General features: G+C 68.6%; 24 protein-coding genes. 1 reads left to right on the forward strand and 23 read right to left on the reverse strand.

From position 1 onward, the window contains the following. Positions 1-123 precede the first annotated feature (123 nt). Positions 124-1,212, forward strand: a complete 1,089-nt coding sequence (locus tag ACIPYT_RS13560) for an AAA family ATPase (protein WP_401075162.1) — start codon at positions 124-126, stop codon at positions 1,210-1,212. Positions 1,213-1,252: 40 nt separating this feature from the next. Here the strand turns inward: ACIPYT_RS13560 and ACIPYT_RS13565 are convergent, their stop codons facing one another. The 23 genes from ACIPYT_RS13565 to ACIPYT_RS13675 all read right to left on the reverse strand — a co-directional run bounded on the left by ACIPYT_RS13565 (position 1,253) and on the right by ACIPYT_RS13675 (position 18,538). Next, positions 1,253-2,044, reverse strand: a complete 792-nt coding sequence (locus ACIPYT_RS13565) for a sigma-70 family RNA polymerase sigma factor (protein ID WP_401075165.1) — start codon at positions 2,042-2,044, stop codon at positions 1,253-1,255. A gap of 176 nt (positions 2,045-2,220) precedes the next feature. Next, complete coding sequence (locus tag ACIPYT_RS13570) at positions 2,221-2,535, reverse strand: HU family DNA-binding protein (protein ID WP_401075168.1); 315 nt, start codon at positions 2,533-2,535, stop codon at positions 2,221-2,223. Positions 2,536-2,754: 219 nt separating this feature from the next. Next, a complete protein-coding gene (locus tag ACIPYT_RS13575) occupies positions 2,755-3,150 on the reverse strand; it encodes a flagellar assembly protein FliW (RefSeq protein WP_401075169.1) in 396 nt (131 codons plus the stop codon). Next, positions 3,147-4,022 (reverse strand): flagellin, encoded by an 876-nt coding sequence (locus ACIPYT_RS13580; protein ID WP_401075171.1) that lies wholly within the window; start codon positions 4,020-4,022, stop codon positions 3,147-3,149. The genes ACIPYT_RS13575 and ACIPYT_RS13580 overlap by 4 nt, the downstream gene beginning before the upstream one ends. 26 nt (positions 4,023-4,048) lie before the next feature. Continuing rightward, complete coding sequence (gene flgK, locus ACIPYT_RS13585) at positions 4,049-5,455, reverse strand: flagellar hook-associated protein FlgK (RefSeq protein ID WP_401075174.1); 1,407 nt, start codon at positions 5,453-5,455, stop codon at positions 4,049-4,051. A 5-nt stretch (positions 5,456-5,460) separates the two neighbouring features. Then, the gene (gene flgN, locus ACIPYT_RS13590) at positions 5,461-5,943 is read right to left on the reverse strand and encodes a flagellar export chaperone FlgN (protein ID WP_401075177.1); all 483 of its coding nucleotides are present in this window, start codon (positions 5,941-5,943) and stop codon (positions 5,461-5,463) included. Between the two features lie 120 nt (positions 5,944-6,063). Then, positions 6,064-6,312 (reverse strand): carbon storage regulator CsrA, encoded by a 249-nt coding sequence (gene csrA / locus ACIPYT_RS13595; protein ID WP_401075180.1) that lies wholly within the window; start codon positions 6,310-6,312, stop codon positions 6,064-6,066. A gap of 87 nt (positions 6,313-6,399) precedes the next feature. Continuing rightward, on the reverse strand, positions 6,400-6,624 hold the full coding sequence (locus tag ACIPYT_RS13600; RefSeq protein ID WP_401075183.1) for a DUF2283 domain-containing protein: 225 nt from the start codon (positions 6,622-6,624) through the stop codon (positions 6,400-6,402). Then, positions 6,621-6,878 carry a DUF4258 domain-containing protein gene (locus tag ACIPYT_RS13605; RefSeq protein WP_401075185.1) on the reverse strand — a complete coding sequence of 86 codons (258 nt, stop codon included), beginning with the start codon at positions 6,876-6,878 and terminating at the stop codon, positions 6,621-6,623. The genes ACIPYT_RS13600 and ACIPYT_RS13605 overlap by 4 nt, the downstream gene beginning before the upstream one ends. A gap of 29 nt (positions 6,879-6,907) precedes the next feature. After that, entirely contained in the window at positions 6,908-7,462 is a 555-nt protein-coding gene (locus ACIPYT_RS13610; RefSeq protein WP_401075188.1) for a hypothetical protein, read from the reverse strand. A 162-nt stretch (positions 7,463-7,624) separates the two neighbouring features. Then, positions 7,625-9,688: a flagellar biosynthesis protein FlhA gene (locus ACIPYT_RS13615; protein WP_401075190.1), complete on the reverse strand. Its 2,064-nt coding sequence runs from the start codon at positions 9,686-9,688 to the stop codon at positions 7,625-7,627. Positions 9,689-9,729: 41 nt separating this feature from the next. Next, entirely contained in the window at positions 9,730-10,833 is a 1,104-nt protein-coding gene (locus ACIPYT_RS13620; protein ID WP_401075193.1) for a flagellar biosynthesis protein FlhB, read from the reverse strand. Next, a complete protein-coding gene (locus ACIPYT_RS13625; RefSeq protein WP_401075196.1) occupies positions 10,830-11,591 on the reverse strand; it encodes a flagellar biosynthetic protein FliR in 762 nt (253 codons plus the stop codon). The genes ACIPYT_RS13620 and ACIPYT_RS13625 overlap by 4 nt, the downstream gene beginning before the upstream one ends. Beyond that, a complete protein-coding gene (gene fliQ, locus ACIPYT_RS13630) occupies positions 11,591-11,866 on the reverse strand; it encodes a flagellar biosynthesis protein FliQ (RefSeq protein WP_401075199.1) in 276 nt (91 codons plus the stop codon). The genes ACIPYT_RS13625 and fliQ overlap by 1 nt, the downstream gene beginning before the upstream one ends. Then, the gene (fliP, locus tag ACIPYT_RS13635; protein WP_401075202.1) at positions 11,866-12,702 is read right to left on the reverse strand and encodes a flagellar type III secretion system pore protein FliP; all 837 of its coding nucleotides are present in this window, start codon (positions 12,700-12,702) and stop codon (positions 11,866-11,868) included. Before fliP ends, fliQ begins: the two co-directional genes overlap by 1 nt. Before the next feature lie 115 nt (positions 12,703-12,817). Further along, positions 12,818-13,291 carry a flagellar biosynthetic protein FliO gene (locus tag ACIPYT_RS13640; RefSeq protein WP_401075204.1) on the reverse strand — a complete coding sequence of 158 codons (474 nt, stop codon included), beginning with the start codon at positions 13,289-13,291 and terminating at the stop codon, positions 12,818-12,820. Positions 13,292-13,294: 3 nt separating this feature from the next. After that, entirely contained in the window at positions 13,295-13,948 is a 654-nt protein-coding gene (locus ACIPYT_RS13645) for a FliM/FliN family flagellar motor switch protein (RefSeq protein ID WP_401075207.1), read from the reverse strand. Then, positions 13,948-14,865 carry a flagellar motor switch protein FliM gene (locus ACIPYT_RS13650; RefSeq protein ID WP_401075210.1) on the reverse strand — a complete coding sequence of 306 codons (918 nt, stop codon included), beginning with the start codon at positions 14,863-14,865 and terminating at the stop codon, positions 13,948-13,950. The genes ACIPYT_RS13645 and ACIPYT_RS13650 overlap by 1 nt, the downstream gene beginning before the upstream one ends. A 7-nt stretch (positions 14,866-14,872) precedes the next feature. Continuing rightward, positions 14,873-15,691: a flagellar motor protein MotB gene (locus tag ACIPYT_RS13655; RefSeq protein ID WP_401075212.1), complete on the reverse strand. Its 819-nt coding sequence runs from the start codon at positions 15,689-15,691 to the stop codon at positions 14,873-14,875. Beyond that, a complete protein-coding gene (locus ACIPYT_RS13660; protein ID WP_401075215.1) occupies positions 15,688-16,476 on the reverse strand; it encodes a motility protein A in 789 nt (262 codons plus the stop codon). The genes ACIPYT_RS13655 and ACIPYT_RS13660 overlap by 4 nt, the downstream gene beginning before the upstream one ends. Before the next feature lie 2 nt (positions 16,477-16,478). Beyond that, on the reverse strand, positions 16,479-16,709 hold the full coding sequence (locus ACIPYT_RS13665) for a flagellar FlbD family protein (RefSeq protein WP_401075218.1): 231 nt from the start codon (positions 16,707-16,709) through the stop codon (positions 16,479-16,481). A gap of 176 nt (positions 16,710-16,885) precedes the next feature. Next, a complete protein-coding gene (locus ACIPYT_RS13670; protein ID WP_401075221.1) occupies positions 16,886-18,052 on the reverse strand; it encodes a flagellar hook protein FlgE in 1,167 nt (388 codons plus the stop codon). Positions 18,053-18,082: 30 nt separating this feature from the next. After that, positions 18,083-18,538 carry a flagellar hook capping FlgD N-terminal domain-containing protein gene (locus ACIPYT_RS13675; RefSeq protein WP_401075224.1) on the reverse strand — a complete coding sequence of 152 codons (456 nt, stop codon included), beginning with the start codon at positions 18,536-18,538 and terminating at the stop codon, positions 18,083-18,085. Between the last annotated feature and the right edge of the window lie 4 nt (positions 18,539-18,542).

Consider the following 18,542-nt stretch of genomic DNA (forward strand, 5'->3'; position numbering starts at 1 on the left):
GCCACGCGTCGACCTCATCGCGGCGAGTTCGTTCAGACGCCTTACGCCGGCACCGAACCAACCGATATGTAGGTCGGGGCAAAATCCGATATATGGGTCGGCGTAGGAAGAGGACGAGGATCTGTGACGACAACGTACATCGAGACAGGCGGTCACGTACGGGTCTACGACGACGCCGTGCGCACGCATGAGGTGTTCCCGCTGGGGACCTACCGGGTGCACTTCACGTCGAAGGAGGGGTTCAGCCTCATCAAGGTCGACGACCTCTCGGTCGGGACCGAACGCGTGTACGGCGGTCTCGAGCGCAAGGTGGGCAAGATCTTCCGCTCCTACGCGCTCACCGACCGCAGTCTGGGCGTCATGCTGTCGGGCGACAAGGGCATCGGCAAGACCCTCTTCCTGCGCATGGTCGCGGAAGAGGCGCGCGAGCAGGCGCTGCCCGTCGTGATCGTCTCGGAAGACAACGACGGGATCGTGGAGTTCCTCGACAGCCTCGACGAGTGCCTGATCGTGTTCGACGAGTTCGAGAAGACGTTCCCCGTCTCACGCCGCGGCGGCGTCGACGGTGCGAATCGCCAGAACCAGTTCCTCTCGCTGTTCGACGGCCTCTCGTCGGTCAAGCGCATCTACTGCCTCACGGTCAACGACATCAACGACGTGAGCGCCTACATCGTCAACCGGCCAGGGCGCTTCCACTACCACATGCGGTTCGAGTACCCGGGCCCCGACGAGGTGCGGCAGTACCTGGTGGATCAGGCGCCGAACGCGGATCCGGACGAGATCGAGAACGTCGCACTGTTCTCGCGCAAGGCACGACTGAACTACGACCACCTCCGCGCTATCGCCTTCGAGCTCGCCCAGCCCGACGCGCTGTTCGCGGAGATCGTCGAGGACCTCAACATCAAGGCGATCGAGCCGAGCGTCTACCGGATCGAGGCACGGTTCCCCGACGGCAAGGTCTGGGCGGAAGAGGCGGAGATGAACCTCTTCGAGCGGGGTGACGCGAGCCGCACCTACGAGCTGCGCAACGCGACGCGATCGATCTTCGTGTCGTTCCGTCCGAGAGACCTGCTGTTCGAGACCGACGGCACCATCGTCGTGCCCGTCGAACGCCTCGACCTCATCGACGACGACGACGAGGAACCGGACGTCTACCCGACGAGCGTGAGCCTGACGATGGTCGGTCAGGCGAGCTACGGGTTCGGACTCTGATCGCGCCCGCCGTGCCCTGAGCGCACGGTGGGCGCAGCGTTCACACGCCGATGGTCTGACGCAGGAACGCCCTCGCGTAGCGGTGACCGCTCGCGCTCGCCAGACGGTCGAAGTACGCGTCGAGGGCCGCGGCCGACGAGGTCGACGTGCGCGGGACCGTGCTCTCGGCGTAGTGCCGATCGAGGGCATCGCGCAGCATCCGCACCGCCTCCGCCCGGTGCTGGGAGATCGCCGCGTGCGAGACCCCGAGCTCATCGGCGAGCTCCTTGACGGTGCGCTCCTCGAAGTAGATCGCTCGGACGATGTCCCTCTTGCGTTCGGGCAGAGCCTCGACCGCGTGGTGCAGGAGCTCTTCGCGCTCGGCGGCGATCGCCATCTCCTCGGGGAGGTAGCCGGTCCAGACGAGGTCGTGCGGGTCGAGCAGATCGAGGCTCGCCACGGTCCGCTCGGCATCGGCCAGTCGCTCCCGGACGGCGCCGACGTCGAGGCCCATCGCATCCGCGATCTCTCGGATCGTGGGAGTGCGTCCGAGCGCCCCCGCCAGCGCATCCCGCACCCGCTTCGCCTCCTTGGCGCGAGTCCGCACGTCACGGGGCGCCCAGTCCATCGAGCGCAGCTCGTCCATCAGCGCCCAGTGGACCCGTTCGCGCGCATACGCGCCGAAGGGCACGCCGAGGCTCGCGTCGAACTTCTCGGCGGCGCGGACGAGCGCGAACGCCCCCGCCGAAGCGAGGTCATCGCGCGAGACGTGCGTCAGGCGTGCGGCGAAGGACGCCGTCGCCGCACCCACGATGTGCAGGTGCTCGACCACGAGCTGGTTGCGCGCGCGCATCGGCATAGGGTTCGGCCTCTTTCACTGTCAGTGCAAGCCCCCCAGCGACCCACAGCACACGTCATCCTGCGATGACCGGAACGTCGTCCGTGTACATGCTAGGGCCGCCGAGGCCGCCTCAGTGCACCGAGAGGCGAAACCCTCGGAAATTCTCGTTTACGTTTAGATCACGATTGTCAGTCGTTAACCTTGACACGCTTGTTGACCTCGCGCGTCGCAGAGAACTTCAGCACCGTGTAGTCGTCGACCTCGCCGGTGCCCTCGTCCTTCGAGAACTGCACCCGGTGCCCCTTGTGGGTCTGCGGATAGAACTTCCCGAAGTTGGTGAGAGTCACCGTGTTGCCACGGCTCACCAGATCGACCAGTTCGTCGATCATCGCGTTGTACGCGGTCTGCGCGGCGCCGACCGAGATCCCACCCCGTCGCGCGAACCGCTGCACGAACTCCCTCTTGCTCACCCGATTCGTATCGAGCGTCTTGGATGTGCTCATTTTTCCGTCCAATGGAAAATCGCTCGTCACCGAGCGTCTTGCGCTGTACCCCACCAGCGGCATCCGCGACGCGCCCGCAGGATCCCATCCCCTGCGCCTACGCCGGAATCTGCCAGTACCCCAGCCTGTGCCCTTCAGAGGATACTCTTTCTTCCTTGGTATATGCGGTGAATATCGGATTCCTCTGATTACCGATCTCCGCGGTCGCTCGGCGGGAGGTCAGCCGTCCAGACGCACCCGGATCGGATACGACTCGTCATCGAGGATGACCTGAGCCGCACGAGCGGTCTCGGGGTGCAGCACGATCGGCGCGCGCAGGTTGACGTACACACCGTCGTCCGCCGGATTCGCGACCACGAGCACGCGCAGCGCGGTGTCCTCGTCCGCACCGAGATCCGCGCGGACCCCCGCCGGCACCTGCGGGTCGTAGCCGTAGTCGTTGAAGTCCGGGTCGAGCAGGAAGAGACGCACGTCCGCGTCCTCGGCGCGCAGCGCGTAGAGACCCGCTGCGCCGGAGATCGGCTCGAGCGAGAATGCGGTGTACGGACTCAGTCCCGGCATCGGGAAGGCGAACTCGACGGCGGTGCCGGACACATCGGCCGTGACGGTGGTCATCGCAGGAACTCCATGAGATTGGTCTGCAGCGACCGTGCCGTCACCTGCAGAGCGGACTGGAAGACGAGCTCTGCCGACTGCAGACGCACGAGCACCTCGAGGCTGTCGACGTTCTCGACCTCGACGCGGCGGGCCTCGAGATCCGTCGAGACGGAGAGGTTCTGCGACATCCCGCGCTCGATCTGCACCTGACGCGCACCCGTCGCACCGCGGGCCGAGATGACCTCCTTGAGGCGGTCGTCGATGTCGCCGAGGCGGGCGCCGACGTTCGCGCCGCTGCGGAGCTCGGCGGCGATGTCGTTCAGCAGAGCGAAGGCGCTGTCGGCCCCAGCGCCGAACGCCTGGGCGCCGTCGAAGTCGACGCGCACCGTCTCGTTGTCGCTGATGCGCCGCTGCACGCCGTCGCCTGCGGCGCCGTTGAAGGCGAACGTGCCCGTTTCGAAGGCGACGGCCGCATCACTCGTGCCGGCGAACACGCTGCGTCCGAGCACCGTGGTGTTGGCGCGCGCGAGCAGCTCGGCGCTGATCGTCTCGAGCTCCTGCGCGATCGACTCGCGGGCGGTCGGGCTCAAGGCGCCGGAGTTCGCCCCCTGCGCCGTGAGATCGCGGGCGCGGTTCAGCAGGTCGGTGCTCGCGCCGAGCGCGGTGTCGACGGTCGTGACCCACGCCAGGCCGTCGCTGAGGTTGCGGGCGTACTGCGCCGTCCTCGACTGGTCGCCGTGCACGCCGAGCGTCGTCGCCGCGGCGGCCGGATCCTCGCTGGGCGTGCGGAACGCCCGCTGCGACGTCGCCTGGTGCTGCAGTCGTTCACGATCGACCAGTGTGGCCTGCATCGTGCGCAGCGACTGTTGAGTCATGGTGCTGCTGGTCACGCGCCCGATCATGTGTCCTCCGAGGGTCAGCGGCCGACCAGGCCGGTGCGGTTGATGAGCAGATCCAGCGCCTCGTCGACCGCTGTGAGCACACGTGCGGCCGCCTGATACGCGGTCTGATACGTGAGCAGGTTCACGGTCTCCTCGTCGCCGTCGACCGAGGCGTTCGACTGCTGAGCGGTGACCGCCGCCACGGCGCCCATGTCGGCGATGTCGGCGCGCTGGCGATCGCCGGCGACGGTCACCGCGAATCCGGTGACGAAGCTCAACCAGACCTTGCTCGGTCCGGTGCCAGAGGCGCCCAGGGTGCTGATGCGATCCGCGATCGTGGTGTCCTTCGCGCCGGCACCCGGCGCGGCGAGGGCGAGATCGGCGAGCCCCGTCGGGATCACGCGGAGCCCGAGCGCGGCGGGACCTGCGGGGTCGAGAGCGAAGAAGTTGCCGCCCGCGGCGCCCGTCGAGGTCTGCCCCGTACGATGCACGTCGTTCACCGCGGTCGCGAGTGCCGTCGCGGTCTCGTTGTACGCCGCCGCGACGCTCGCCAGCGTGCCGCCGTCGGATGCGGGGGCGAGCGTGCTGATCGTGCCGCCGATCGTGCCGCCGGTGACGGCGACCGCGACGGTCGGCCGATCGGCCCACGCGACCGTGATGCGACCGCCGTCGGCGATCTCCCGCGGCCCGCTCGCGACGAGTGCGCGGGCTGTGTCTCCGGACACGAGCGCGTTCCCGTCGACGCGGAGCGTGAGCGTGCCGTCGGCCTCGACGATGCCCGTGGCGCCCACCGATGCGGAGAGCTGCTGAGCGAGCACCCCGCGCTGATCGATCAGCTCGTTCGCGGTGCGACCCGACAGCAGCGCGTCGCGGATCTGACCGTTGAGCGTGGCCACCTGACCGGCCACCGCGTTCACATCGGCGATCTGGCGATCCACCTGTCCACGCAGGTCGGTCCACTGCCCGGCGACGGTCTGATAGCCCGCGGCGACCTGGCCGATCAGCACCTGCGCGTTGGTCAGCACGACCTGGGCCGCCGCGGCATCCGGCGTGTTCGCGAGGTCGGACCATCCGGCCCAGAAGCGGTTGAGGTTCGCAGCGAGCCCGTCGGCGGTGGGCTCGGCCATGGCCTTCTCGGCCTGCCCGGCAGCGGTCGCACGCGCGACCCAGAACCCCGAGGCGCCGAGTGCGTCGCGCACCCGCGCATCGAGCAGGTTGTCGCCGAGGCGCGCGACGCCCGTCACATCGACGCCCGATCCGAGCGCGAACTTCGTGGGCCACAGGCCCGACTGCCCCGGTGCTGCCGCCGGCGTCTGCTCGAGCCGCTGGCGGGTGTATCCCGCGGTCGTCTGGTTCGCGATGTTCTGACCCGTGACGGTCATGCCCGCGCGAGCGGCGGCCAGTGCGGATTCGGCGAGCCGGAGTCCGGCGAAGGAGGACATCGACGTCACACCCTCGTGTCGAGGAGTCGGGCGTCGGCGTCGCGCACGACGTCACCCGAGGGGTCGTACTCCCCCGTCGGCACGCCGAGACCCGCGATGGTCTCCTGCGTGACGCGGATAGCCGTGCGCAGCCGCTGCTCGTTGACCTTCTTCATCTCGCCGATCTCTTCGGCGAGGGTCATCATGGCGTCGAGGTGCCCCGATATGACCTCTCGCCAGGCGTCGGTCGGCGCGGCGTCGATGAGCTCGCGCAGGGTCGTGGCCTCGGGGACGCCCCACTCATCGGCCACCGCGACCACGAGCGTGTCGCGAGACAGCGAGACGGTCGGCATGGCGGCGAGGACGCGGTCGACCTCGTTGGCCGCGTGGTGGATCCACCGGTTGCGCCCGGTCGCGAGGAGCATCTGCTGCTCGTCGAGCTTGAAGAGCAGCACTTCGAGCAGATCGCGCTCTCGCATCAGCTGCATGCTCAGGTCGTGAGCGGCCACGGTGGTCACCTCGTCAGATCAGTGGTCGTGACGGGTCCCCGCCCGTCACATTCACGACTATCGCGACAACGGCATCCGGGGTAACTCGGGTTGCAAGGGGAGAACTCCCCATTGACACCCTCAGGGAGTCGTGCTGATGCGGGCGAGCGCGCCGAGCAGCGCGGTCTCCGCGGCATCGTCGGAAGAGGACTGGACGGCGTCCTGGTTGGCGTCGCTCACGGCGAGCACGATCTCGGCGCGGTTGATGCGCTTGTCGCGCGGCGCGTCGATCCCGACGCGCACTCCCCCGGGCGTGACCGCGAGGATCGTCACCGTGATGTCGTCGCCGATGAGGATGCTCTCGTTCGCGCGCCTCGTGAGTACCAGCATGCCGTCCGCCTTCCATGGCTCGGCGCACCGTCGCGCGCCCGTTCACCAAACTAGCGCACGTTCCGCTCGTAAATGAGAGGAAGAGCTTCAGATCTTCCTGGCCGCCGCGAGTACGTCCGGCCGCAAGAGAACGCTCGCGCCCAGTATCTCCATACCGATCACGTGACCCTCCGCGTCGAGGTCCAGGATGATCTCTCCTCTACCCCCGGGCGGATAGATCTCGGGGATCTGAGCGACCGCTTCGCCGTCCTCGACATCACGCCCCAGAGCGAGATAGGCCGCATCCACTTCAGGGTCATACCGGATATTCATCGCCCTCCACTGCTTCCTCCGCCGCCGGCTCGGGTGACGGTGATGATGGTTCCGGTCTTGTCGTTGACGACGACTCGAATGCCGCCCGCTTCGAAAACCGAAGTTCCCTTCGTATCGCCCTTGGTTCTGCGACCTTCCTGCAGCGCAATCTTCACGAGGTTCTCCGTGATGTTTCGTTCCGCAATCTGCTTCAGCGCGTGCTTCGACCACTGTGCCACAAGCTTCAGCACTGGGATCCAGTACGGGTCCGCCACGACTGGATACGTGGCACCCCGGTGCTGAACTACCTGAACGAGCAGAGTTCCCCTGACCTCGTAATGGGTCGGCACATCTGCCCCGCGGCATCCGTCGCCCACGGCGCCGGCATGTATGCGATCGGGGCTCCGTCAGCACGCTCAACGAACACGCCGCCGCCCTCATCAAGGATCGGCTTCGTGCCTTCCGGGAGAGTCAGTTCATACTCGTACGAAAGCGGTGCATCGGGCGTTTCAATCACCGTCAGCACTTGAAGGGCACCGCCTGCCCTCGGTAGGGGCACGGTGCTGGAGCCATCCCCATTCACGTACCCGACGAGGCCATCTTCTGCGACGACGACGTGTTGCTGTTCATCGCTCTCCGGGAGACCGAGCGTCATCGGGCCTTCTGCGGTGAGCAATTCGATACCTTCGGAGGGGTTCACGGGAACCTGGACGGGTTCTGATACATCGTCGGCCAGAACTGCAGTGTCCATTACCTCAGGTGCGATCGCGTTGACGATACTCCCCGGATGTGTCTGCTCAGGCTCATCAGGCTGATGAAGACCGATCACTGCAGACGTGATGACTGATGCCGTCAGCACACCCGCGCTGCATGATGGGGCCTGCCATTCGATGTATTCGATGTGCGATATGAGTACTCGAGAATCGTCCCCCGAACGTTCTGGTATGGCGATATACGTGCGTCCAGCGTCAACATCTTCGAATGAATGCGTCGCCCCTCGGCCAGTTCGGCGGTGCCGCGGTCAGGTCGAGATCGGAAGAGCGGAAGGCGCGAGGCGCACCACTCCGACGACGTCCGTCGCGAAGCCGCCGGCCCCGGCCTCGTCGTACGACAGCACCGGGAGCCCGCGCACCTGGGCGGCGACCATCCGTCGCACGGCCGGCCGCAGCGACGGCGCGCACACGAGCACCGGGTCGGGACCGGAGGGATCGATCTCGGTCGCCGTGCGCCGGATGCTGTCGATCAGCTGCATGGTCGCCTCCGGGGCGAGCACGATCTGCGCCTGCCCGTCGACCACGCGCATGCCCTCGAGCATCTGCTGCTCGAGCATCGGCTCGAACATGACGACCCGGAGGCGTCCGTCCTGAGCGAAACGGGCCGCGATCGCCGGACCGAGCGCCGTGCGCGCCGCCTCGATGAGGCCCGGGGTGTCGGTGGCGGTCTTGGCGCGCAGCGCGAGTGCCTCGTAGATGCGGGCGAGGTCGTTGATCGCCACCCGTTCGGCGAGCAGCCCGGCGAGAACGCGCTGGATCGCGGCGAGCGAGAGCATCGCAGGGGTGAGCTCCTCGACGGTCGCCGGGCTCGACTGCTTGAGGTGCTCGGTGAGCTGACGGACGTCCTCCAGCGACAGCAGCCGGTCGGCCTGACTCTGCACGACGTCGGAGAGGTGGGTGATGATGACGCTCGCACGGTCGATCACGGTGGCGCCCGCCATGTCGGCGGCGTGCGACATCTCGGTCGGCACCCACTTGCCCTCGAGGCCGAACACCGGATCGGTCACGGCCGTGCCCGGAAGCTGTTCCAGTCCCCCGCCGATCGCGAGCACGTGGCCCCGCGGCACGGTCCCTCGCCCGACCTCGACCCCGGCGATCAGCAGGGCGTAGGTCTGCGCAGGGAGGTCGATGTTGTCGCGGGTGCGGACGGGCGGCATGAGGATGCCGATGTCGAGCGCGAGCTTGCGCCGCAGCGACTTCACCCGCGTCAGGAGATCGCCCTGACCTCCGGCCGCGAGGTCGACGATGTCGGGCGACAGCGAGATCTCCAGCGCATGCACCCGCATCCGGTCCATGAGCTCCTCCGGCCCCTCCGCCGCCGCATCCGCCGCCTCGAGCTGCTGCGCATCGGCGACGAGAGCGGCCTCGCGGTTCTCGTTCGCCCGCACGCGGGAGGCCGCGAACAGCAGCACCGCGCCGATCGCCAGGAACACGAGGAGCGGCATCCCGGGGATGAAACCCATCGCGCACGCGGCGAGCCCGGTGATCAGCAACGCGTTGCGCGACTGCAGGAGCTGGCGCCCGGCGGCCTGCCCCATCTCGGCCTCGACGTTCTCGCGCGTCACGATCATGCCGGTGGAGACCGCCATCAGCAGAGCCGGGATCTGCGTGACGAGGCCGTCGCCGATCGTGAGGATGCTGTACGTCTCGAGCGCATCCCCCATCTCCATGCCGTGCTGCGCCATGCCGATGATGATGCCGCCGACGAAGTTGATGATCACGATCACGATGCCGGCGATCGCGTCGCCCTTGACGAACTTCGATGCGCCGTCCATCGCGCCGTAGAAGTCCGCCTCGGCAGCCACCTCCGCCCGGCGCGCCCGCGCCTCCGCCTCCGTGATGAGCCCGGCGTTCAGGTCGGCGTCGATGGCCATCTGCTTGCCGGGCATGGCGTCGAGCGTGAAGCGGGCGCCGACCTCGGCGACGCGCTCGGCACCCTTGGTGACCACGACGAACTGGATCACCGTGAGGATGAGGAAGATCACGGCGCCGATCACGAGAGAGCCCGCGATCGTGATCTGGCCGAAGGCCTGGATCACCTGCCCGGCGTGCGCCTCACTGAGCACCAGTCGGGTGGAGGCCACGTTGAGCCCCAGGCGGAACAGCGTCGCCACGAGCAGGAGGCTCGGGAAGACCGAGAACTCCAGCGGCTTCTTCACGAACATGGCCGTGAGCAGGATCAGCAGTGCGAACGAGATGTTCACGACGATGAGCACGTCGAGCAGCGGCGTCGGGATGGGCACGATGAGAAGCAGGATGATGCCGACGACGCCGACGGGGACGGCTCCCTTGGACAGCAGCTGACCGATCATGGATTCTCTCGTTCTCTCGTACGTGTACGGGTGCGACCCGGTCAGAGGCCGCGGTCCCTGGTGCTCGCGAAGGGCATGGTGTGGGTGCCGCGCGCCGAGCCCCGGCGCTTCAGGTGCTCGATGAAGGCGAGCACCTGGGCGACCGCGGTGAACAGCTCCTCGGGGATCTCCCGCCCGAGGTCGCACGCGGCGTGGAGAGCACGTGCGAGGGGCACGTCGCGCACCAGGGGCACGCCGGCCTCCTCGGCCTTCTCACGGATCTTCTGCGCCACGACGCCCGCGCCCTTCGCTACCACGCGCGGCGCGGCGGACCCGGGGACGTACCGCAGCGCGACGGCGACGTGCGTCGGGTTCACGAGCACGACATCGCTGTCGCCGACCGCCGCGATCATCCGGTTGCGGCTGAGGGCGATCTGACGGGACCGGCGCTGGGACCGCACGAGCGGGTCGCCCTCGGTCTTCTTGTGCTCGTCCTTCGCCTCCTTCTTCGTCATGTGCGTGTGCTTGCGGTTGCGGCGCATGACGACCGCGACGTCGATCGCGGCGAGCAGGATGCCGACCACGACGGCGACCTGGAGGAGAGCGACCGCTCCCCCGGCCGCCTGTTCGAGCAGCCAGGTGATGTTGTGGCTGCCGCTCGACATGAGCACCGGTACGAGGCCCGAGATCACGATCCACAGCGCGAGCCCGATCGCGACCGTCTTCAACAGCGCCTTCGCACCCTCCCACAGCGCCTGCTGGCCGAACACCCGACGGAGGCCCGAGACCACGTTGAACTGCTCCGCGCGCATCGGCACGCCGCGCAGATGGATGCCGCCCTGAGCGACCGCGGTCGCCGTGGTCGCGAGCAGCACGACCACGAGCATCGGCAGCAGAATGCCGCCGAGCGAGCCGATCGCGGCGTCGAGCGCATCGAGGGCTGCCGCGTCGGTCGGGTTCTCGGCGACCTGAGCGACCCGGAGGAAGAGCTCGGTCGTGACCTGTGTGCCCGAGGCGACAGCGGGCACCATCATCACCGCCGCGGCCGCGATGCACACCCACGCGGTGAAGTCCTGGCTCCGGCCGATCTGCCCCTTGCGACGCGCCTCCTTGAGGCGCTGCTCGGTGGCCTTCTCGGTGCGTTCCCCGCTGTCCGGCGTGCTCATCGCATTACCCCCAGCACGGTGCGCACAGCGTCGTCGACGATCGCGCCGACCACGCCCGGCAGAGCCGCGTACACGAAGCCGACGAGCACGAGCGTGAGGGCGATCTTGACCGGGAAGCCCATCGCGAACGCGTTCAGGGCGGGGGCCACACGTGTCACGAGCCCGAGGCCGACGTCGGCGAGGAACAGGACGATGAGCAGCGGGCCCGCGATCTGCACCGCGCTGAGCATCATCTGCCCCGCCGCGCCGACGAGCGCCTCGGCCGGAGACGCGAGATCGATCGCCCCGGTCACCGACACGGCATCGAACGAGCGGAACAGGCCGCCGAGCACGAGCTGATAGCCGTCGGACGCGAACAGCAGCAGGATCGCCGTCATCTGGAACAGCCTGGTGAACTGCGCGCCGTTGATCGCCATGCCCGGATCGAAGGCCTGCGCCATCTGGAATCCGCCGAACGTGTCGACGAGGTGCCCGGCGCCCTGGATCGCGCTGAACAGGATCATGACGAGGAAGCCGAGCAGAGCACCCGTCAGCGTCTGCGCAACGAGCGCGAGCAGGAATCCACCCGTGTCGAGGCGCTCGTAGCCGTCGGTCACGACCGGCGACACCGCGAGGGCGAGGCCGACCCCCAGCATCGCCTTGATGCGCATCGGGATCGTCCCGTGGCTGAACGGCGGTGCGATCACGAGGAACGCCGTGATGCGTACGCACGCGAGGGCGGTCGCCTCGAGCCAGATGAAGTCGATCGGGATGTTCATCATCCGCCGTTCAGGAGCCCGGGGATTCGCGCGAACATCTCGTTCGAGAACGCGATCATCTCGGCGATCATCCAGTGACCGCTCACGAGGAGGGCGATGCCGACCGCGACGAGCTTGGGGACGAACGAGATCGTCATCTCCTGCACCTGCGTGATCGACTGCAGGAGCGAGATCGCGAAGCCGACCACGAGCGCCGTGATGAGCAGAGGGGCGCACAGCTTCGCCCCCAGGATCAGCGCCGCCTGCCCGATGTCGATGACAGCCTCGGGGCTCATCAGCCACCCCCGTTGTACGACTGCACGAGCGCCGTGATGACCATGCCCCAGCCGTCGATCAGCAGGAACAGGAGGATCTTGAACGGCAGCGAGATCATGACCGGCGGCAGCATCATCATGCCCATCGACATCAGCGCGCTCGCGACGACGAGGTCGATCACGAGGAACGGCACGAAGATCACGAACCCGATGAGGAACGCGGCGCGCAGCTCGCTGAGCATGAACGCCGGCACGAGGGTCTGCAGGCCGATCGCCGACACGTCGTCGGGGTTGTCCATCTGCGCGGCGCGGTGCATCAGCGCGATGTCCTCTTCGCGGGTGTATGCCAGCATCCATTCCCGCAGCGGCTGCTGGGCCAGCTCGAACGCACGACCGAAGTCGATGTCGCCCGCGGTGAACGGGCTGACCGCGACCGCGTTGATGTCGGTGAGCACCGGCCACATGATGAACAGCGTCAGGAACAGGCTGAGCCCCGCGAGCACCTGGTTCGGTGGGATGGACGGCAGCGAGAGCGCGTTGCGGGTCAGGGCCAGCACCACGAAGATCTTGGTGAAGCTCGACATCATGAGCAGCAGCGCGGGTGCGACGCTCAGCACCGTGATGCCCAGCAGCGTCATGATGCTGTCGGACGGCGTGCCGTTGATGCCGTTGATCGTCACCCCGCCGCCCGTGCCGTCACCGGAGTCGGTCGGGTCGGTGGTCGCGGCGTCCGCGCCCACGGCCGTGCACAGCATCCAGGCCACGGCGATGGCCAGCGCGATCACGATCAGGATCACCGCGCGCGGAAGCCGACGGTCGCGCGCTGGCGACGCGATCACGGACGCGGAAGGGGGCACGGCGGCACTCCGGGACAGGGTGTCGTGGCCGATCCGTAGCCGAGGGGGCGAGCGATCCGTGCTCGTCGAGGACTATCGCGACAGGGCGGGGCGCCCGTAACCGCGAGTCAGCGGGTCAGGCGACCGAGCGCAGTGCGCGATCGACGATGTCGTCGGGCGGCTCGACCGTGGCGAGGGGTTCGGCCGCGGCGTCGTGCGCCTCGATCTCATCGTCGACGAGCGGCGCCTCCTGCGTGTCGACGACGCTCACGCCGCTCTCGGTGACGCCGAGCACATAGCGGATGCCGCCGAACTCGGCCACGACGAGCTGCGTCCTGCCGCCGAGTCCGGTGCGCGCGACGACCGTGATCTTCTCCGGGCGCGCTTTCGCACGGGTCCCCTGGCGGGATGCCGGGCGCGATGCCGTCCGGGCGGTCGTCGCGGCGGGCACCCGCGCGAGCAGCGCCCCCAGACGACCGGGCAGCAGCGCCGACAGCGGAGCGTCGCCCTTCGCCTGGCTCTTCTGCAGCCGGCGGCTGAGGAAGAGCAGCAGACCGAGCACCGCCGCCAGGGCGACCACCGCGCGCAGCGCGACGAGCAGGTCGTCCATGACTCAGACGACCTCGGCGCCGTCGAGGATCCGCTCCACGCGGATCGCGAAGTCCCCCTCGGCCACGACGACCGTGCCGTGCCCGATCAGACGCCCGTTGAGCTTGATGTCGGCGGGCGACCCGGCAGCACGGTCGAGCTCGACCACGCGACCCGGCTCGAGCGACAGCACGTCGCGCACCGGCATCCGCGTGCGTCCGATCTCGACCACGAGCTCCATCTCGACGCCGGCGATGCGACTCAGCCGCTGGTTTCCGGGCGACGCCGTGTGCGCGCCGTCGAGACGCACCGCGGCGCGCGCCACCACGGCGCCGGCCGCGTCGACCATGTCGAACACCTGCGTCCCGGCATCTGCGAACACGGTCGCCGCAGGCATCTCTTCGCCCGCGGCCAGCGTCCCCGCGCCGAGCACCGCCACCGCGGACTCCAGGATCGGATGCAGTCGATCGGCGAGCGGCGCCGTGGGCGATCCGTCCTCGAGCTGCGCCGGATCGAGCACCTGGATCGCGATCCGGGCGCCGGGAGATCCCGTGAACGTCGCGACGATCGCCGATCCGGTGGCACCGGGATCGGTCGAGGGCGCCGGGATGACGGGATAGCCGAAAGGCAGCCTGCCGGCAATCGCCGCGGCCACGGCGGTCTCGTGGAAGGTGCTCATCAGTGGGTCTCCTCGGAGGTGGTCGTGATCAGGCAGGTCAGTCGGGAGCCTCGGCTGCCGGGGGTCGCGAGCGCGATGCGCGTATCGCCGGCGACGAGCTCGTACGGCTTGGTCTCGGGGTGCGGCAGACGCAGCAGATCGCCTGGCGCGAGGTCGAGCACCTCGCCCGCGCCGATCGTGAGGGGTGCGAGCCGCAGTGTGACCTCGAGCGGAGTGCTGCGCACCTGCTCGACGGTGTGCGCCGGAGTGTGCGCCCCCGCGGCATCCGCTCCGGTCGCGGCGAGCCGGTCGGCCACGACCGAGGCCGGGATCATCACGGTCGCGGTGGTCTCGGCATCGCCCAGACGCAGGGAGTAGCGCGCGACGATCACGGCCGCGGTGGCCGAGATCACCTGCATGTACTGCGGGTTGTAGTGCACGGCCGAGAAGCGCGGCTCGGCCGGCAGCAGCCCGTCCATGCCGGCGTGCAGATGCTCGAAGGTGTCGTCCATGAGGTGGCGCACGAGAGCCAGTTCGATCGGCGTGAAGGTGCGCGCCGCCGGAAGCGAGGTGCTGCGTCCGCCCATCATCTGCACGACCCAGAGCAGCGCGCTGTCGAGACCGAACTGCACGACGCACGGCTCCTCGCGGCCCGCGAGGCCGGCGACCACCATGGCGGTGGTGACCGGAAGCGTCTCGGCGTACTCCTCGTACGACACGAGCTCCACCCGCTCGAGGGCGAGGTGAGCGCGCACCCTGACCTTCGCGGTGAGCTGCGCCGACCACAGCCGGGCGAACGCCTCGAAGCCCGCCTCGAGATGACGGATGCTCTCGCGATCGAGCTGCGCGGGTCGACTGAAGTCGTACTCCGGATAGCGGCTCGCCGGCGCATCGCTCCGGGCGTCGGTCGCGACGGTCTCGTCTGCGGTGATGGTCACAGGTCTCTCATTTCGCTCCGGCGCCCTGCGCGATGTCGGGGATCAGCGCACGCACCTGCTCCTCCTCGTTCGACTCGACGACGATGTCGACGCGTCGGTTGCTCGCGAGCGCCTCGGGCGAATCCCCCTGCGCGAGCGGCCGGGTGTCCGAGTAGGCCGTCGCCTTCACCCGCGGGCCGGCGATCCCCTCGTGCTCGACGAGGAAGCGCGCCACCTGCGTGGCGCGTCCGCCCGAGAGCTCCCAGTTCGTCGGGAAGGGGTACGCCGAGACCCGGTGGTCGGCGTGCCCCTCGATGCTCACCTGGTTCTCGACCGTCGTGAGCACGTCGCCGATCGAGTCGAGCACCGCGTCGGCCGTGGCCGACAGCGCCGTGCTGTTGTCGCCGAAGAACGTCTCGGCTCCGACGAGTCCCACGCTCAGGCCGCGGTCGTCGATCACGAAGTCGACCGTGTTCTGCAGCCCCTTCGCGGTGAGCGCGGCGAGCATCTGCTCCTTGAGCTGCTCGAGCGACTCGTACTCGGCGTTCGCGCGGGCCGTGAGATCGACGACGCCGTCGTCGTCCTGCATCTCCGGCGGCACGACGACGCCTTCCGCGGTGTCGGCGCCGCCTGTGTTCGTCTCCTCCTGACCGAACCCCGAGGCGAGGCTGTTGGCGAGCAGCTCGAACTTGGTGGCGTCGACGTTGGAGATCGCGAACAGCACGATGAACAGGCACATCAGCACGGTGACCATGTCGGCGTACGACACCGCCCAGCGCTCGTCGGGTTCGTCATGCCCGTCGTCGCCGTGCCCGCGTCCGCGCGCGCGACGGGAGGCCGTGCTCACGCGGCGTCCTCGGCGACGGCCTTGGCCTTCTTCGCCTTCGGCTTCACCGTCGAGAGCGCTTCGAGCCGCTCCTGCAGCAGATGGGGCGCACTCCCGGCCTGGATCGCGAGCATCCCCTCGGCGACGAGGGTCATGCGCTCGAGCTCGACGGCACCGATGCGGTTGAGACGCCCGGCGATCGGGTTCCAGATGAAGTTGGCCGACAGCAGCCCCCACAGCGTCGCCACGAACGCCGCGGCGATCATCGGCCCGAGGTGATCGGGCTCGTCGAGCTTCTCGAGCACGTGGGTGAGCGACACGACCGTGCCGACGATGCCGATGGTCGGCGCGTACCCGCCGAGCGAGGCGAAGAACTTCGCGGCGATGCGCGTGCGCGACGACGCCGCCTCGATCTCGTCGTCCATGACGGTGCGCAGGTCTTCGGCGTCGGTGCCGTCGGCGAGAGCCTGCAGCGCCTGCCGGGTGAAGTCGTCGGGCGCACTGTCGAGCTCCTGCTCCAACGACAGCAGTCCCTCGCCGCGCGCCTTCTCGGCGTACCCCACGAGGAACGGGATCACGGCCTCGGGTGTCATGCGCGGCCCCCGCACCATGCGGCCGAGACTCTGCACCGCGAGCTTGGTGTCGCGCAGCGTATGGCTCGCGATCCCGACGCCGATCGTCGAACCGAGCACGAGGATCATCGGTGCCGGGATCAGCAGCGCCTGGAAGCTCGCGCCCTCCATGGTGATCATGGCGACGAGGGCGCCGAAGGCGAGGACGACGCCGATCAGGAACGCGGGATCCATCCTCAGGCTCCGGTCCGGGTGGCGGGCGCGGCGGTCGTGAGCGCCTGAGCGGCGCCGAGCACACGGGCACGGTAGGCGATCACGAGCTCGATCACGGCATCCATGTCCTCGCGGATCACGTACACGTGACCGTCGACCATGTGCAGCGTCGTGTCCGGCGACTCCTGGACGCGCTCGATCAGATCGGGGTTGACCGCGAACCTCGTGCTGTCGAGGCGGGTGACGGTGATCATCGCGTTTTCTCCGGATATCGGATGGAGGGAGAGAGAGTCTGCCCCGACTATCGCGACACGGCCCGCCCCGGGTAACCAGGGCGGGCCGTGTGCACGGAGAGCCGAAAGCCTGACTTTCGATCTCGTTAATCAGGTTTACGGGTCATGAACCTGAATAGCGGGTGCGATACCGCGGACTAGCGCTTGAGCTGCGTGAGCTCCTGCAGCACCTCGTCGCTCGTCGTGATGATGCGCGCGTTCGCCTGGAAGCCGCGCTGGGCGACGATGAGGTTGGTGAACTCCTGCGACAGGTCGACGTTGCTCATCTCGAGCGCGCCCGACACGAGGTTGCCGAATCCGGCCTGGCCGGGCTCGCCCATGCGCGCCGCACCCGAGTTGACCGACACGCGGTAGGCCGTGCCGCCGGCCTTCTCGAGGCCCTCGGGGTTGCCGAACGTGGCCATCGCGATCTTCGCGAGGGTCTGCGTCGCCCCGTTGCTGAAGGTGCCGACGATCGAGCCGTCGCCGGTGATGCTGTACGACTTCAGCGTGCCGGCGGCGGCGCCGTTCTGCTCGGTGACGGCGACCGTCGACAGGGTCGCGTAGCCCGTGACGCTCGTGAGGTCGACCGTGACGGCACCGGCGGTGAGGGTGAGCCCGGCGCCGGTCTGCTTGCCGTCGGTGAAGGCGAGAGCGCCCGTCGCACCGCTGACCGGCTCGGTGACGTTCCATCCGGCCGCGGTCCTGGTGAACGTCAGGCTCAGCGTCGACGGCGTGCCCTGCGCGTTGTACACGGTCACGTCGCGCACCAGCTCGTCGCCGACCGCGGCGGTCGAGGGCAGGTTGCCGGTGACGCCGGCGGTGGTCGTCGCGCGGGCCGGCGAGACGGCATCCAGCGGCAGCACGATGTTGCCGACGGCCTGACCGGTGTTGACCAAGCCGTTCTGCGCCGACCAGCCCTGCACGATCGCGCCGTCGCTCGTGACCATCTTCCCGGTGGCGTCGAACGTGAATCCGCCGGCGCGCGTGTACAGGGTCTCGCCACCCGAGCGCACGGCGAAGAAGCCGTCGCCCGAGATCATGAGGTCTCCCCCGCGGCCGGTGGCCTGCGCGGAGCCCTGGGCGAAGTTGGTGCGCACGCCCGCGACCTGCACGCCGAGTCCGACCTGGGCGGGGTTGCGTCCGCCGACCTGGTCGTCGGGGATGCCGGGGTTGCCGATGAGCTGCGAGAGCGAGTCCTGGAACAGCACGGACGAGCCCTTGAAGCCGGCCGTGTTGACGTTGGCGATGTTGTTGCCGGTCACGTCGAGCATCGTCTGGTGCGAGCGGAGCCCGGAGATCCCGGAGTAGAGCGAGCGGAGCATGGGGTTCTCTCTTCCTGTGTGGAGCGGGGGTCAGGCGGCCGGTGCGGCCGGTGCGGTCGTGGAGGTGACGCCGGTGATCGCGTCGAGGGCGACGGTCTTGCCGCCGATGGTCACCTGAGGGATCGGCCCGTCGAACGACACCTTCGTGACGACCCCGGTGACCGCCTTGCCGTCGGCGTCCTTGTAGCTCGCCTCCTGACCGATCAGGGCGGTGGCGGCCTGCCGCATGTTGAGCGCGAACGCCTCGGATCCGCTGTCGGCGAGGGAGGTGAGCTGCTCCATCATGGCGAGCTGCGTCGTCTGCGAGATCATCTCGTTCGTGTCCATCGGATTCGACGGATCCTGATGCGTGAGCTGCGTGACGAGGAGCTTGAGGAACACCTCGCCGTCGAGCACCTGCTTGCGGGCTGCCGGATCGGTCGTGCTGCCGGTGTGGATGGAGCTCGACGCGTCGATCGGGGCTGTCGTGGTGATGGGGATGGTCATGGTG

The sequence above is a fragment of the Microbacterium sp. NPDC089695 genome (assembly GCF_044749085.1).
Lineage (GTDB): Bacteria > Actinomycetota > Actinomycetes > Actinomycetales > Microbacteriaceae > Microbacterium.